This window comes from Streptomyces sp. NPDC048424 (assembly GCF_040651555.1).
Lineage (GTDB): Bacteria > Actinomycetota > Actinomycetes > Streptomycetales > Streptomycetaceae > Streptomyces.
Genome location: NZ_JBEZKE010000026.1, coordinates 1 through 15,275, shown reverse-complemented (window position 1 = coordinate 15,275; position 15,275 = coordinate 1). Strand labels below are relative to the sequence as shown.

Below are 15,275 nucleotides of genomic sequence, written 5' to 3'. Positions count from 1 at the left end.
CCATTGATTTCGGCCTGGAGGGTCGCCGTGCAAAAGCGTCAGGACGCCGCGGATTCGCTGATCAAGGCGGGCCGCTTCTTCACCCGGGCCGAGATGTCCGAGGACCTGCGGACGGTCCACCGGACCGGCGGCCGGGCGGCGGAGGCCTTCTACCGGGACCGATGGAGCCACGACAAGGTGGTGCACTCCACGCACGGCGTGAACTGCACCGGTTCGTGCCGCTGGAAGGTGTACGTCAAGGACGGGATCATCACCTGGGAGACCCAGGCCACCGACTATCCCTCCGTCGGCCCGGACCGCCCCGAGTACGAGCCCCGCGGCTGCCCCCGCGGCGCCTCCTTCTCCTGGTACTCGTACTCCCCCACCCGCGTCCGCCACCCGTACGTGCGCGGCACGCTCCTCGCCATGTACCGCGAGGCCCGCCGGCGCCTCGGCGACCCGGTCGCGGCATGGGCCGAGATCCAGGGCGATCCCGAGCGCCGCCGCGCGTACCAGCGGGCCCGCGGCAAGGGCGGGCTGGTCCGGGCGACGTGGGAGGAGGCGACCGAGATCATCGCCGCCGCGCACGTGCACACGATCGCGGAGCACGGCCCGGACCGCGTCGCCGGCTTCTCGCCGATCCCGGCGATGTCGATGGCCTCGCACGCGGCGGGCGCCCGCTTCCACTCGCTCATCGGCGCGCCCATGCTGAGCTTCTACGACTGGTACGCCGACCTGCCCGTGGCCTCCCCGCAGGTGTTCGGCGACCAGACCGACGTGCCGGAGTCGGGCGACTGGTGGGACGCCGCGTACCTGATGATGTGGGGCTCCAACGTCCCCGTCACCCGTACTCCCGACGCTCACTGGATGACGGAGGCCCGCTACCGGGGGCAGAAGGTCGTCACCGTCTCCCCTGACTTCGCGGACAACACCAAGTTCGCCGACGAATGGATGCACCCGCACCCCGGTACGGACGGGGCGCTGGCCCTCGCGATGGGTCACGTGATCCTGAAGGAGTTCTTCGTCGACCGGCAGACCCCCTTCTTCACCGATTACGTACGGCAGTTCACCGACCTGCCCTTCCTCGTATCGCTGAAGGAGACGGAACAGGGTCTGGTCCCGGGGAAGTTCGTCACCGCCGCCGATCTCGGCCGGGACACGGAGAACGCGCAGTGGAAGACCGTCCTCGTCGACGACGCCACGGGTGAGGCGGTGGTCCCGAACGGCACCCTCGGCCACCGTTGGGGCCGCAGCGAAACCCCCGAGTGGAACCTCGACCTCGGCGACACCGTGCCCCGCCTCTCCCTCCTCGGCGAGGGGGAGGCCGCCCTGATCACGCTGCCGCGCTTCGAGGACGACGAGCGGGGCTCCACCGTGCGCCGAGGCGTCCCCGTCCGCCGCCTCGGCGGCCGGCTCGTCACCACCGTCTTCGACCTGATGCTCGCCCAGTACGGGGTCGGCCGCGAGGGCCTGCCCGGCGAGTGGCCCACCGGCTACGAGGACGCCTCGCAGCCCGGCACCCCCGGCTGGCAGGAGTCGCTGACCTCGGTGCCGGCCGCGCAGGCCGCCCGCGTGGCGCGGGAGTTCGCGCAGACCGCCGAGCGCTCGCAGGGCCGTTGCATGATCCTGATGGGCGCGGGCACCAACCACTGGTTCCACTCCGAGACCATCTACCGCTCGTTCCTCGCCCTCCTCACCCTCACCGGCTGCCAGGGCCGCAACGGCGGCGGTTGGGGCCACTACGTCGGCCAGGAGAAGTGCCGCCCGGTCACCGGCTGGGCCACCCTCGCCGCCGCCTCCGACTGGTCGCGCCCGCCCCGCCAGATGATCGGCGCGGCCTGGTTCTACCTGCACACCGGCCAGTGGCGCTACGACACCCTGCCCGCCGAGGCCCTGGCCTCGCCGCTGGCCACCGGGGCCTTCACCGGCATGACCGGCGCGGACTGCCTGGCCGCGAGCGCCCGGATGGGCTGGATGCCCTCCTACCCGACCTTCGACCGCAACCCGCTGGAGCTGGGCGAGGCCGCCGACCCGATTGCCGAAACGATTCGTCAGCTCAAGGACGGCAGCCTCGGCTTCGCCGGCGAGGACCCGGACGCGCCGCGCAACTGGCCGCGCGTGCTCAACGTGTGGCGGGCCAATCTCCTCGGCTCCAGCTCCAAGGGCAACGAGTACTTCCTCAAGCACCTCCTCGGCACCCACTCCAACCTCGCCGAGGACGGCCCGCGCTGCACGCCGAAGGACGTCACGTACCGGGAGGAGGACGTCGAGGGGAAGCTGGACCTCCTCATGACCATGGACTTCCGGATGACGTCCACGACGCTCCTGTCCGACGTGGTCCTCCCGGCGGCCACCTGGTACGAGAAGCACGACCTGTCCTCCACGGACATGCACCCCTTCCTGCACGCCTTCACCCCGGCCGTGGACCCGCCCTGGCAGGCCCGCTCCGACTACGACGCCTTCCTGGCGATCGCCCGGAGCTTCGGCGACCTCGCCGGGACCCGGCTGGGCGTGCGCAAGGACCTGGTCGCCACCGCCCTCCAGCACGACACCCCGGGCGGTGAGATGGCCCAGCCCGGCGGGGTCGCGCTGGACTGGTCCAAGGGCGAGTGCGAGCCGGTGCCCGGCCGGACCATGTACGACCTGACCGTCGTCGAGCGGGACTACGGGGCGGTCGGCGAGAAGTTCGCCGCGCTCGGCCCGCTGGTCGACGAGCTGGGGGTCACGACGAAGGCCGTCACCTACGACGTGGCCGAGGAGGTCGCGTACCTCGGAGCGAAGAACGGCCTGGTCCGCGGCGGGACCGCCGACGGCCGCCCGCGCCTGGACACGGCGCAGCGCGCCTGCGAGGCGATCCTCTCCCTCTCCGGAACGTCCAACGGGCGGCTCGCCACCCAGGGTTTCCAGACCCTGGAGAAGCAGGTCGGCACGCACATGGCCCATCTGGCCGCCGAGGCCGAGGGCAAGCGGATCACCTTCGCCGACACCCAGGCCCGCCCGGTCCCGGTGATCACCTCGCCCGAGTGGTCGGGCAGCGAGGCGGGCGGCCGCCGCTACACCGCCTTCACCGTCAACACCGAGCACCTCAAGCCCTGGCACACCCTCACGGGCCGCCAGCACTTCTTCATCGACCACGACTGGCTGCACGAGGTCGGCGAATCGCTGCCCGTCTACAAGCCTCCGCTGAACATGCACACGTTGTACGGGGAGCCGGAGCTCGGCGTCGTCGACGAGAAGACGAAGTCGGTCGCCGTCCGCTACCTGACCCCGCACAACAAGTGGGCGATCCACAGCCAGTACCAGGACAACCTCTACATGATGACCCTCGGCCGGGGCGGCCAGACGGTGTGGATGTCCCCGCAGGACGCCGAGGCGATCGGCGTCGCGGACAACGACTGGATCGAGGCGGTCAACCGCAACGGCGTGGTCACCGCCCGCGCGATCGTCTCCCACAAGATGCCGCCCGGGACGGTCTACATGAACCACGCCCAGGAGCGCACGGTCGGCGTCCCCAAGACCGAGAAGACCGGCCGCCGGGGCGGCATCCACAACTCCCTGACCCGGGTGATGCTCAAGCCCACCCACCTCATCGGCGGCTACGCCCAGCTCACCTGGGCCTTCAACTACCTGGGCCCGACCGGGAACCAGCGCGACGAGGTGACGGTCATCCGCCGCCGCGACCAGAAGGTGGAGTACTGATGCGCGTCATGGCACAGGTCGCGATGGTCATGAACCTCGACAAGTGCATCGGCTGCCACACCTGCTCGGTCACCTGCAAGCAGGCGTGGACCAACCGGCAGGGCACCGAGTACGTCTGGTTCAACAACGTCGAGACCCTCCCCGGCCAGGGCTATCCGCGCCGCTGGGAGGACCAGGAGAAGTGGAAGGGCGGCTGGGAGCGCACCCGCTCCGGCAGGCTCCGCCTCAGGGCCGGCGGCCGGCTGAAGAAGCTCGGGAACATCTTCGCCAACCCCCACCTGCCGGAGATCGACGACTACTACCAGCCCTGGACCTACGAGTACAAGAACCTCACCGAGGCGCCGGCGGGCGACGACATGCCGACCGCCCGGCCCGTCTCCCAGGTCACCGGCGAGCCCATCGACACGATCGAGTGGGGTCCGAACTGGGACGACAACCTCGGCGGCGCCCCCGCGCACGCGCCGAAGGACCCGATCGTGGAGAAGATCCGCGAGGAGGTCGGGGAGCGGATCCGCTTCGAGTTCGAGCAGAGCTTCATGTTCTACCTGCCCCGGATCTGCGAGCACTGCCTGAACCCGGCGTGCGTCTCGTCGTGTCCCTCGGGCGCGATGTACAAGCGCGAGGAGGACGGCATCGTCCTCGTCGACCAGGACCGCTGCCGCGGCTGGCGCATGTGCGTGACCGGCTGCCCGTACAAGAAGGTGTACTTCAACCACCGCACCGGCAAGGCCGAGAAGTGCACCTTCTGCTTCCCGCGCATCGAGGTCGGCATGCCGACCGTCTGCTCCGAGACCTGCGTGGGCCGCATGCGCTACCTCGGTGTGATGCTCTACGACGCCGACAAGGTCGCCGAGGCCGCGGCCGTCGAGGACGAGCACGACCTCTACCCCGCCCAGCTGGAGTGCTTCCTCGATCCGAACGACCCGGCCGTGGTCGCGGCCGCCCGCGCGGCCGGCATCACGCACGAGTGGATCGAGGCGGCGCGCAACTCCCCCGTCCACGACCTGATCGCCACCTACCAGGTCGCCCTCCCGCTCCACCCGGAGTACCGGACCATGCCGATGGTCTGGTACGTGCCCCCGCTCTCCCCCGTCGTCGAGGCGGTCGCCGCCACCGGCAGCGACGGCGAGGACGCGGGCAACCTCTTCGGGGCCATCGACGCGCTGCGCATCCCCGTCGAGTACCTCGCCGCGATCCTGACGGCGGGCGACACGTACGCCGTCGAGGCGGTGCTGCGCCGGATGGCCGCGATGCGCGCGTACATGCGCCGGATCAACCTCGGCGAGGAAGCGGACGAGTCCATCGCCGCGGCGGTCGGCCTGACCGGCGCCGAGATGGAGGACATGTTCCGCCTGCTCGCCATCGCCAAGATCGAGGACCGGTTCGTGGTCCCGAGCGCCGCCCGCCCCGAGGCGGAAGCCCTCGCCTCGTCGCACCCGCTGGACGACGCCTGCCCGGTGGGCACGGCCGGCGAACCGCGCGTGATGCTCGACCTCAGCCCCACAAGGAGGAGCTCGTGACCCCCGACGCCCTGGTACGACTGGTCGCGGGCTGCGTCCTGCAGTACCCCGGAGACCACTTCCACGACGAACTCCCGCGGCTGCGCGCGGCCCTCGCCGGGGCGCCCGCCGAACCGGCCGCGCTGCTCGGCTCCTTCCTCGACGAGGCCGGGGCGAGCACCCCGATCGAGCTGTGCGCCGCGTACACCTCCACCTTCGACACCCGCAACCGGCGCTGCCTGTACCTGACCTGGTGGACCGACGGCGACACCAGGCGCCGCGGGCTGTCCCTGGTCCGGCTGAAGCGGATCTACCGGGACTTCGGGCTGGAGTTCACCGGCGAGGAACTGCCCGACTTCCTGCCCGCGGCCCTGGAGTTCGCCGCGCTGCGCGAGCGGGCCGGCACCGAACTGCTCCAGGAGCACCGGGCCGGGCTGGAGCTGCTGCGGCTCTCGCTCACCGAGTCCGGCTCCCCGTACGCCCGGGTGCTGGAGGCCGTCTGCACGACCCTGCCCGGTCCCTCGCCCGAGACCAGGGCCGAGGCGAAGGCCCTCGCGAGGAACGGACCGCCGCAGGAGCTGGTGGGCGCGGGCTCCCCCCTCGAACCCTTCGGCCCCGGGATCGACCGGCCCTCCGATCTGCCCTGGCCCACCCTCGCGGAAAGGCGGACGGCCTGATGGACCTCATCCTGTGGGGCGTGCTCCCGTACGTCTGCGTCGCCCTGCTGATCGCGGGCACGCTCTGGCGGGCCAGGTTCGACGCCTTCGGCTGGACCACCCACTCCTCGCAGCTGCACGAGTCGCGGCTGCTGCGGATCGGTTCGCCGCTGTTCCACTTCGGCATGCTGTTCGTGGTGCTGGGCCACGTGGTGGGCCTGCTGATCCCGATGGGCTGGACCGACGCGGTGGGCCTGAGCGACCACGCGTACCACCTGCTGGCCGTTTCCACCGGCGCGGTCGCGGGCGTCGCCGCCGCCGCGGGCGTCGGCATCCTCGTGTACCGGCGCCTCAGGGTCCCCGCCGTGCGCCGGGCGACGCTGCGGAGCGACCACCTGATGTACGCCTTCCTGCTGGGCGCGATCGTGCTGGGCCTGACGGCCACCGTCCTCAACTCGACGGGGCGGACGGACGGCTACAACTACCGCGAGGGCATCTCGGTGTGGTTCCGCAGCCTGTTCACCTTCACCCCGGACTACCAGCTGATGGCGGGCGCCCCGCTCGCCTTCAAACTGCACGTGCTGTTCGGCTTCACGCTGTTCGCCCTGATCCCGTACTCGCGCCTGGTGCACACGTTCTCGGCGCCCCTGAAGTACCTGTTCCGGCCCTACGTGGTCTACCGGCGGCGCGATCCGCGGCAGCCGGCCGAACGCCCGGACCGGCGCGGCTGGGAGCGGGTGTCGTGAAGCCGCCCGCCGTCGTCCGCCGGCCCCGGCACTGCGTCTGCGAACGGCCGTTCCTCGTCATCTGGGAGGCCACCCGGGCCTGTCCGCTGGCCTGCCTGCACTGCAGGGCCGAGGCGCAGACCGCCCGGCACCCCGATGAGCTCGACGGCGACGGCGCCCGCCGCGTCATGGACCAGGTCGCCGCCTTCGGCCGGCCGGGCCCGCTGTTCGTCATCACCGGCGGGGACCCCTTCCAGCGGGCCGACCTCACCGACCTGATCGCGTACGGGACCTCGCTCGGGCTGCGGGTCGCGGTCTCCCCCTCCGGTACGCCGACCCTCACGCGGGCCGCTCTGGCCGCGGTGCGCGAGGCGGGCGCGGTGGCCCTGTCGCTCTCCCTGGACGGTTCGACGGCCGAGCGGCACGACGCCTTCCGGGGCGTGCCCGGCGTCTTCGACAGGACCCTGGACGGCTGGCGGGCCGCCCGCGAGCTGGGGCTCAAGGTCCAGGTCAACACCACCGTCACCCGGCACGGGCTGGAGGACCTGGCCGATGTCGCGGCCCTGGTCCGGCGCGAGGGGGCGATGCTGTGGTCGGGCTTCCTGCTCGTCCCCACCGGGCGCGGTGAGCAGCTGGAGCCGCTCACCGCGGACGAGATCGAGGACGTGCTGCACTTCCTCCACGACTGCGGTTCCGTGATGGCCGTGAAGACCACCGAGGGCCACCACTTCCGCCGGGTCGCGCTCCAGCGCGCCGTCCTCGACGCTCACGGGCAACGCCCGCGGCTGGGACCGCTGTACGGACGCCTCACGGCGCGCGCCGCGGAGCTGGGGCTCTTCGACGGGGAGCGCCGCGCGGTGCGCCGCCCGCCGATGGACGTGTCCTCGGGGCGCGGCTTCGTCTTCGTCTCGCACACGGGCGAGGTGCATCCCAGCGGCTTCCTGCCGGTGTCGGGCGGCAATGTGAAGGACCGTCCGCTGACGGAGATCTACCGGGAATCGGAGCTGTTCACGCGGCTGCGCAACCCGTCGCTGCTGGGCGGGAAGTGCGGGGCGTGCGAGTTCAGGTCGGTGTGCGGCGGCTCGCGCTCGCGGGCGTACGGCTCCACCCGGGACGTGCTGGCGGCGGATCCGTACTGCGCGTACGAGCCGGGCAGCTTCCCGTACCAGGAGGAGATCCGGGCTCTGGCCGAAAGCACGAAGCGCTGACACCGGGGAGCCGCATACATTCCACAGGGGGCAGGGGGACATATCGGTCGCGGGAGAAGACAATGCGTTCAGTGATCGTCATCGGTGGCGGCATCAGCGGGCTGGCCGCCGCGTGGGAGTTGCGCGGCCGGGCCGAGGTGACCGTACTGGAGAGCCAGGGCAAGGTCGGCGGCAAGCTCCGCACCGGCACCATCGCCGGGATCACCGTGGACGAGGGCGCGGAATCCCTCATGGCGCTGCGGCCGGAGGCCGTGGAACTGGCAACCGCCGTCGGCCTCGGCGACGCCCTGTGCGACCCGGCGCCGTCCCCCACCGCGATCTGGACCGACGGCGCGCTGCGGCCGCTGCCGGCCGGGCACGTCATGGGCGTCCCGGCCGATCCCGCGGAGCTGGCCGGCACCGGGCTGCTCTCGCCGGCGGGCCTGGCCCGGCTCGCCGCCGAGGAGGCGCGCGCGGCGCAGCCGCTGACCGAGGACTGCTCGGTCGCCGGCTACCTGGCCGGGCGCTTCGGCCAGGAGGCCGTGGACCGGCTGATCGAACCGCTGCTGGGCGGGGTGTACGCGGGCCGCGCGGACCGGCTCTCGCTGCGGGCGGCCATGCCGAGGATCGCGGCGCTGGCGGAACAGGGCGGCCCGCTGCTGCCCGCACTGCGCCGCATGAAGGCGGAGGGCGCCGCCCGGCCGGCCCCCGCGGCCGTCCGGGGCGTGAGCGGCGGCACGGGACGCTTCCCGCAGGCGGTCGCCGAGGCGTCCGGGGCGCGCATCCTGACGGGGACGGCGGCGCGCTCGCTCGAACGGATCCCGGGCGGCCGCTGGCGGGTACGGGCCATGACGGGTGACGGGGCCCTGACCATGGAGGCCGACGCGGTGATCCTCGCGCTGCCCGCGTTCGCGGCGGCGGAGCTGCTGCGGCCGCACTCGCCGCTCGCGGAGTCCGAGCTGTCGGCGATCCCGCACGCCTCGACGGCGGTGATCACGATGGCGTTCTCCCGGGCCCGGGCCCGTTTCCTCCCGGAGGGCAACGGGTTCCTCGTCCCGCCGGTGGACGGGCGCGTCCTGAAGGCGGCGTCGTTCCTGTCCAACAAGTGGGGCTGGCTGCACGCGTCGGCGCCGGACACCTTCGTACTGCGGGCCTCCGTCGGCCGGATCGGCGAGGAGGAGCTGCTGCGCCGCCCGGACCGGCACCTGGTCCGGGCGGCGATCGCCGAGCTCCACCACGCGGTGGGGCCGATGGGCGAGCCCCTCGCGGCCCGCGTGACCCGCTGGGACCGGGGCCTGCCGCAGTACGGCGTCGGCCACCGGGAGCGCGTGCGGCGCATCCGCGAAGCCGCGGCGAAACTGCCGGGGCTGGCGTTGTGCGGCGCCGCGTACGAGGGCGTGGGCATCGCCGCCTGCGCCGCCACGGGCCGCGCCGCCGCCGCCTCCCTCCCCTGAGGGCAATGTGGCTCCTCCCGCTCCGCCGGGCCATTTCAGCCCCTCCGGCGTTTGAGGAGCGGGGTCTGGGGCTGAATATGCGCGGCGCAGCCGAAGGGGCTGGGTTTGGCGCAGCCGGAGCAGGGGGCGCGGGGGACCCGTTTGGGTCAGCGCGGGGGCGGGGGCGGCGGAGGGCGCACAGGATGGAGGCATGCCGAGAAACGCCTGGCGGGTCACCGCCGCCGCCGCACTCGCCGCCGCTCTGCTCTCCACGGCCGCGTGCTCCGACGACGGCGAAGGGAGCCGGCCGCAGGCCGACGGCACCAAGCCGGCCAAGCCCCTCAAGTGGGGCGACTGCGACGCCCCCACCCCGGCCCAGGGCAGCGGCCCGGTCCCGCCCAAGGACTGGCAGTGCGCCACCCTCGACGTCCCCCTCGACTACGCCGACCCGGGCGGCGAGACGATCCCGATCGCCCTGATCCGTGCCAAGGCGCGCGACCAGAAGAATCGTCTCGGCTCCCTGGTCTTCAACTTCGGCGGCCCCGGCGGCTCCGGCGTCGCCACCCTCCCCGGCGCCGCCAAGGAGTACGAGGCCCTGCGCGCCCGGTACGACCTGGTCAGCTTCGACCCCCGCGGGGTGGGCGCCAGCGCCCCCGTCCTCTGCAAGGACGACAAGCAGCTGGACGTGTACTACTCCCAGGACTCCTCCCCGGACACCCCGCAGGAGGAGAAGACCTACGTCGACAACATCAAGAAGTACCAGCAGGCCTGCAAGGACAAGTCCGGCAAGCTCCTGCCCCACGTCGGCACCCCGGACGCCGCCCGCGACCTGGACCGCATCCGCCAGGCCCTCGGCGACGAGAAGCTGAACTACTTCGGCGTCTCCTACGGCACCGAGCTCGGCGGGGTCTACGCCCACCTCTTCCCCAAGAACGTCGGCCGGGCCGTCTTCGACGCCGTCGTGGACCCGACCAAGAACTCCGAGGAAGGGGCGATGGGCCAGGCCAAGGGCTTCCAGCTCGCCCTCGACAACTTCGCCCAGGACTGCGTGGACCGCGGCGACGAGTGCCGGCTCCAGGGCAGCACGCCCAAGGAGATCGAGGCCAACATCATCAAGCTCCAGAAGGAGCTGGCCGCGAAGCCCATCCCGGGCATCGGGGCCCGCCGGCTCACCGAGACCTCCGCCACCAACGGCATCGCGCAGGCCCTGTACTCCAAGGAGCTGTGGCCGCTGCTGGAGCAGGGCCTCGACGAGGCCGAGGGCGGCCAGGGGCAGCTGCTGATGGCCCTGTCGGACGCACTCAACGGCCGTGATCAGCAAGGGCGTTACAGCAACATCGGCGCCGCGAACACCGCCGTCAACTGTGTGGACTCCAAGGACCGTTACACCCTGGAGGAGACCAAGGCCCGCCTGTCGGCGTTCCGTTCGGCCTCGCCCGTCTTCGGGGACTTCCTCGGCTGGGCGATGATGAGCTGCACCGACTGGCCGGTGCCCGGCACCTGGGAGACCCCGGACGTGTCCGCCCCCGGCTCCGCCCCGATCCTGGGGATCGGCAACACCGGCGACCCGGCCACCCCGTACGAGGGCGCCCGCAACATGGTGGAGCGGCTCGGCCCCGGCGTGGGCGTGGAGCTCACGTACAAGGGCGAGGGCCACGGCGCGTACAACAGTGGCGACGCCTGTGTGCAGGAGGCCGTCAACACGTACCTGCTGGACGGGAAGACGCCGGCGGCGGGCACCGTCTGCACCGCGAGCCCGGACGCCACGGGGACGCCCGTCGCGCCGGAGGATCCGGTGGGCGCCTGATCAGGATCCGGAGAACGCCGGAACACCGGAACGCCGGAGGGGCCGTACCGCACGACGCGCGCGGTACGGCCCCTCCGGGCGACTGCTCAGTAGACCGGCTTCTCGGGCTCGATCTGGTGGACCCAGCCGATGACGCCGCCGCCGACGTGCACCGCGTCCGCGAAGCCCGCGGACTTCAGGACCGCGAGGACTTCCGCACTGCGGACACCCGTCTTGCAGTGCAAGACGATGCGCTTGTCCTGCGGCAGGTCCTGGAGGGCCGTGCCCATCAGGAACTCGCCCTTGGGGATCAGCTTCGCGCCGGGGATCGAGACGATCTCGTACTCGTTGATCTCGCGGACGTCGATGATCTCGATGGGCTCGTCGTTGTCGATCCACTCCTTGAGCTGCTTGGGAGTGATCGTCGAGCCGAGCGCGGCCTCCTGGGCCTCCTCCGACACGACTCCGCAGAAGGCCTCGTAGTCGATGAGCTCGGTGACGGTCGCGTTCGGACCGCAGACCGCGCAGTCGGGGTCCTTGCGGACCTTGACCTGGCGGTACTGCATCTCCAGGGCGTCGTAGATCATCAGGCGGCCGACCAGCGGCTCGCCGACACCCGTGAGGACCTTGATGGCCTCGGTGACCTGGATGGACCCGATGGACGCGCAGAGCACGCCCAGCACGCCGCCCTCGGCGCAGCTCGGGACCATGCCCGGCGGCGGGGGCTCCGGGTAGAGGCAGCGGTAGCACGGGCCGTGCTCGGACCAGAAGACCGAGGCCTGGCCGTCGAAACGGTAGATCGAGCCCCATACGTACGGCTTGTTCAGCAGCACGCAGGCGTCGTTGACCAGGTAGCGCGTGGCGAAGTTGTCCGTGCCGTCGACGATGAGGTCGTACTGGCTGAAGATCTCCATCACGTTCTCGGCTTCGAGCCGCTCTTCGTGCAGGACCACGTTCACGTACGGGTTGATCCCCAGCACGCTGTCGCGGGCCGACTCGGCCTTGGAACGGCCGATGTCCGCCTGGCTGTGGATGATCTGGCGCTGCAGGTTCGACTCGTCGACCTCGTCGAACTCCACGATGCCCAGCGTGCCGACGCCGGCCGCGGCCAGGTACATGAGGGCGGGCGAGCCGAGGCCGCCCGCGCCCACGGCCAGCACCTTGGCGTTCTTCAGGCGCTTCTGGCCGTCCATCCCGACATCGGGGATGATCAGGTGGCGGGAGTACCGACGGACCTCGTCAACGGTGAGCTCAGCAGCTGGCTCGACCAGGGGTGGCAGCGACACGGGGACTCCGTAGATGGTGACGTCTTAACGGTGGTTCTCTCCGTAACACTGCCACGGCCGTCTTCATTCCAAGACACCTGTCCCAATTCTTGAGACGATTTCGTCCCAGTACCCGGGCATCGAGGCCCAGGGGTCACGGTCGCCGACCGCGCGCCGGTCCGTGAACCAGATGGTGCCCGCGCCCTGCCAGCGGGCGATCCGCATCGCCTCCTCCAGGTGCGTGCGCGGCACCCCGTGGACCAGGTGGCAGAACCGCTCCGCCGGATGGTCCGCGGTCCACTCCGCCACCTGCGACCACCGGTAGTCGGCCCAGGGCCCGGAGAAGGTGACCAGCTGGTCGGCGGCCTCCGCGTAGCCCTCGTACGGGTGCGTGCCGTGCCCGAGCACGATCCGCAGGTCCTCGCCCAGACCGCGCAGGGACTCGACGACCCGGCACACCGAGGCCAGGTCCGCCTTGTCGGCCGGGGTGTCGGCGAGGTAGAAGCCGCCGACCCCGTACCAGTCGCGGAAGCGGTGGGCGTCGGAGACCAGCTCCCCGAACGACCGCGATCCGTCCCGCATCGCGAGATGGCCGAGGACCGTGCCGTCCGCGCCGCGCAGCTTCGCCGCCGCTTCCGTGCAGTGCGGGTCGGGCCGCCCGCCGGGACCGTCCGTGACGTTGAGCACGGCCCAGTGCAGCGGGGTGCCGGGGCGGGTCAGCTCGGCCCATTCGACCGGGGCGAGCAGGGGGTGCGCGTAGCCGGGGATGCCGAGGCCGAGGCGGCCGGCCTCGGCCGCGGCGGCGGTCACCGACCCCGGCGGCGTGGTCAGATGCGGCACGCCGCCTCCATCCAGATGTCCGCGAGGGATTCCTCCAGGTTGATCCGGGGCCGCCAGCCGAGCCGGTCGCGGGCGGTACGGACGTCCGCCTGCTGCCAGGCTCCGCAGCCGTCGGGGTACGGGTACGGCTGGGGGGCCGCGCCGGAGAGCTGCTCCGCGGTGGCCTCGGAGCGGGGGGCTCCGATGGAGGCGAGCCCGGCCGGCCGGCCCGGGTGGTGGCCCTGCTGGGAGCCGCCGTGCGGGACGTCCAGCTCGTGCAGGGCGCCTGCGTACCCGGCGACCCGGGCCAGGACGGCGGCCGCGTCGCGCAGCCGGACCGCGCGGCCGGTGCCGATGTTGACGACGCCCTGGGCGGCGGACAGGGAGGCCGCGTGCACGGCCCGCGCCACGTCCCGTACGTCCACGAAGTCGCGCTGCACGCCGAGCCCGCTGAGCTTGAGCTCGCCGTCGCCCGCCTGCATCGCGCGACGCATGGCCTCGGCCAGCCGGCCGAGCGGGGATCCGGCGGGGGTGCCGGGGCCGACGGGCGAGAAGATCCGCAGGACGACGGCGTCCAGGCCGGAGCCGAGCACCAGCTCGGTGGCGGCCAGTTTGCTGACGCCGTACGGCCCGCCGGGTCTCGGCACGGCGTCCTCGGCCGTGGAGGACCCGGGCTGACTGGGCCCGTACTCGGCGGCGCAGCCGAGCTGGACGAGCCGCGCCCCGCAGCCGCTGCGGCGCAGCGACTCGCAGATCGTGGCGACGGCGACGGTGTTGTGCCGGGTGAGTTCCCGGGCCCCGCCCCGGGTGGCGCCGGCGCAGTTGATGACGACGCCCGGGTGGACGGCGTCGAGGAAGCGGGTGAGCGCGCCGGGACTGCCGGTGGCGAGGTCGAAGCGGACGTCGGCGTCGTCGCCGCGGCCGAGCGCGGTGAGCTGGACGGCGGGGTCGGCGAGCAGCCGGTCGGCGACGTAGCGGCCGAGGTATCCGTTGGCTCCGATCAGCAGCACCCTCATCGCGTGACCCCTTGGTTGGTTGGCTGGCCGGTCATGTCTGTTTCTCCTTGCGGACGGGTGGGTGGATGGGGCGGGGTACGGGTACAGCGCCTCGGCGTCGGCTCCGAAGGTCGGTGGTCGTCCCTGCCGCGTCAGGGCCGCGCATGCGCGGATGCACGGGACAGGGCGAGGACGGCGTGTACGAGGAGTCCGGCCGCGGCGGCGATCGCCGCCGCCGGGACCGGGATCAGGGCGAGGACGAGGGCGGCGCCGACGGGGCCGCGGTGGGCGCCGTGCCGGAGCAGGAGCCGGGTCAGGAACAGCAGCAGGGCCAGCGGCACGGCCACCGGGAGCGCGGTGCCGGCGAGCGCGGCCGCCCCCGCGGCGGCCGCGGTGAACACGGCGACGGCCGCGATGAGCAGGGGCCGGGCCCGGTCCGCGAAGTCCTCCAGGGCGCGGCTCCCGCCGAGCCGGGCCCGGGCCCCCGCGGCGAACGCGGCGGCGGCCAGGTGCCCGGGGGCGACGGCCAGCGCGAGGCCGACGGCGAGGGCGGCGCCGTGCCGGTGCGCGGCCCAGGCCACGAGGGCCGCGGCCAACAGGTGCGCGGCGTACGGGAACCGGCCCCCGGCGGCCCGCCCCGGCCACACCAGGGCGGCGACGGTGGCGGCCACGGCGACGGGTCCGGCCCACGTCGGCGCGACGGCGGCCGCGCCGAACGCGAGGGCGCCGGGCAGCAGCGCGTAGCCGAAGCCCCGGAAGGCCGGGGCCCCTGCGGGGGCTCGGCCGGGCCGGGCGGCGGGGTGCTCCGCCAGCTCCCCGCGCGGGCTCCGGGCGTACAGCTCCTCGGCGAGGGAGAAGACGTCGCGGTGGCGGAAGCGGGCGGCGGTGCGGTCGGTGATGCCGTGGGCCTCCAGGCCGGCGGCGATCTCCAGCGGGTCCACGGCCCGCTCGCACAGCTCCTGGTGCCGGTGCAGCAACGCCTTGACCGGATCCCCACCGGCCCGCCGCCGCACGGTCCTCCCAGCCGCCTCTGCCGCGCGCAGCCCGGCCCCACTTTCACCCCTGCCGGCGGCAAGCTCGGCCTCGCCGGCATTTGAGGTGCGGGCGCCCGCACTTTCAGCCACGCCGGCGTTTGAGGCGCGGGGGTCCGGGGGCAGCGCCCGGGGCTGACGACACCTCGGATGAAGACGGGCAGGGTGTGGGTGGCGACGAAGCGGGCGGTCTCGGCCAGG

Annotated in this window: 11 protein-coding genes; 7 read left to right on the top strand and 4 right to left on the bottom strand. The window is 72.8% G+C overall.

The genetic code is table 11. The annotated features are described in order from the left end of the window. Positions 1-27 precede the first annotated feature (27 nt). The 7 genes from AB0D29_RS29170 (at position 28) to AB0D29_RS29140 (ending at position 10,985) form a co-directional block, all read left to right on the top strand. The gene (locus AB0D29_RS29170) at positions 28-3,678 is read left to right on the top strand and encodes a nitrate reductase subunit alpha (RefSeq protein ID WP_362858322.1); all 3,651 of its coding nucleotides are present in this window, start codon (positions 28-30) and stop codon (positions 3,676-3,678) included. After that, positions 3,678-5,198 (top strand): nitrate reductase subunit beta, encoded by a 1,521-nt coding sequence (gene narH, locus AB0D29_RS29165; protein WP_362858320.1) that lies wholly within the window; start codon positions 3,678-3,680, stop codon positions 5,196-5,198. Before AB0D29_RS29170 ends, narH begins: the two co-directional genes overlap by 1 nt. Beyond that, complete coding sequence (narJ, locus tag AB0D29_RS29160; protein WP_362858318.1) at positions 5,195-5,854, top strand: nitrate reductase molybdenum cofactor assembly chaperone; 660 nt, start codon at positions 5,195-5,197, stop codon at positions 5,852-5,854. Before narH ends, narJ begins: the two co-directional genes overlap by 4 nt. Then, the gene (gene narI, locus AB0D29_RS29155) at positions 5,854-6,579 is read left to right on the top strand and encodes a respiratory nitrate reductase subunit gamma (protein WP_362858317.1); all 726 of its coding nucleotides are present in this window, start codon (positions 5,854-5,856) and stop codon (positions 6,577-6,579) included. The genes narJ and narI overlap by 1 nt, the downstream gene beginning before the upstream one ends. Continuing rightward, positions 6,576-7,766 carry a TIGR04053 family radical SAM/SPASM domain-containing protein gene (locus tag AB0D29_RS29150; RefSeq protein ID WP_362858316.1) on the top strand — a complete coding sequence of 397 codons (1,191 nt, stop codon included), beginning with the start codon at positions 6,576-6,578 and terminating at the stop codon, positions 7,764-7,766. Before narI ends, AB0D29_RS29150 begins: the two co-directional genes overlap by 4 nt. A gap of 62 nt (positions 7,767-7,828) precedes the next feature. After that, entirely contained in the window at positions 7,829-9,199 is a 1,371-nt protein-coding gene (hemG, locus tag AB0D29_RS29145) for a protoporphyrinogen oxidase (RefSeq protein ID WP_362858315.1), read from the top strand. Between the two features lie 190 nt (positions 9,200-9,389). Next, positions 9,390-10,985 carry an alpha/beta hydrolase gene (locus AB0D29_RS29140; RefSeq protein ID WP_362858313.1) on the top strand — a complete coding sequence of 532 codons (1,596 nt, stop codon included), beginning with the start codon at positions 9,390-9,392 and terminating at the stop codon, positions 10,983-10,985. A gap of 86 nt (positions 10,986-11,071) precedes the next feature. On the opposite strand, the gene moeZ is transcribed toward AB0D29_RS29140, so the two are convergent. From moeZ to AB0D29_RS29120, 4 genes are all read right to left on the bottom strand, one after another. Then, a complete protein-coding gene (gene moeZ, locus AB0D29_RS29135; protein WP_030709977.1) occupies positions 11,072-12,250 on the bottom strand; it encodes an adenylyltransferase/sulfurtransferase MoeZ in 1,179 nt (392 codons plus the stop codon). A 63-nt stretch (positions 12,251-12,313) separates the two neighbouring features. Further along, positions 12,314-13,069, bottom strand: coding sequence for a spherulation-specific family 4 protein (locus AB0D29_RS29130; RefSeq protein WP_362858312.1), 756 nt, complete (start codon positions 13,067-13,069; stop codon positions 12,314-12,316). Beyond that, positions 13,057-14,064, bottom strand: coding sequence for an NAD-dependent epimerase/dehydratase (locus AB0D29_RS29125; protein ID WP_362858311.1), 1,008 nt, complete (start codon positions 14,062-14,064; stop codon positions 13,057-13,059). Before AB0D29_RS29125 ends, AB0D29_RS29130 begins: the two co-directional genes overlap by 13 nt. 131 nt (positions 14,065-14,195) lie before the next feature. After that, complete coding sequence (locus AB0D29_RS29120; RefSeq protein WP_362858310.1) at positions 14,196-15,056, bottom strand: hypothetical protein; 861 nt, start codon at positions 15,054-15,056, stop codon at positions 14,196-14,198. Positions 15,057-15,275 lie beyond the last annotated feature (219 nt).

Coding starts and splice junctions, on each gene's coding strand:
- narH (WP_362858320.1), top strand. CDS start 3,678: ATGCGCGTCATGGCACAGGTCGCGATGGTCATGAACCTCGACAAGTGC.
- narI (WP_362858317.1), top strand. CDS start 5,854: ATGGACCTCATCCTGTGGGGCGTGCTCCCGTACGTCTGCGTCGCCCTG.
- hemG (WP_362858315.1), top strand. CDS start 7,829: ATGCGTTCAGTGATCGTCATCGGTGGCGGCATCAGCGGGCTGGCCGCC.
- AB0D29_RS29140 (WP_362858313.1), top strand. CDS start 9,390: ATGCCGAGAAACGCCTGGCGGGTCACCGCCGCCGCCGCACTCGCCGCC.
- AB0D29_RS29125 (WP_362858311.1), bottom strand. CDS start 14,064: ATGAGGGTGCTGCTGATCGGAGCCAACGGATACCTCGGCCGCTACGTC.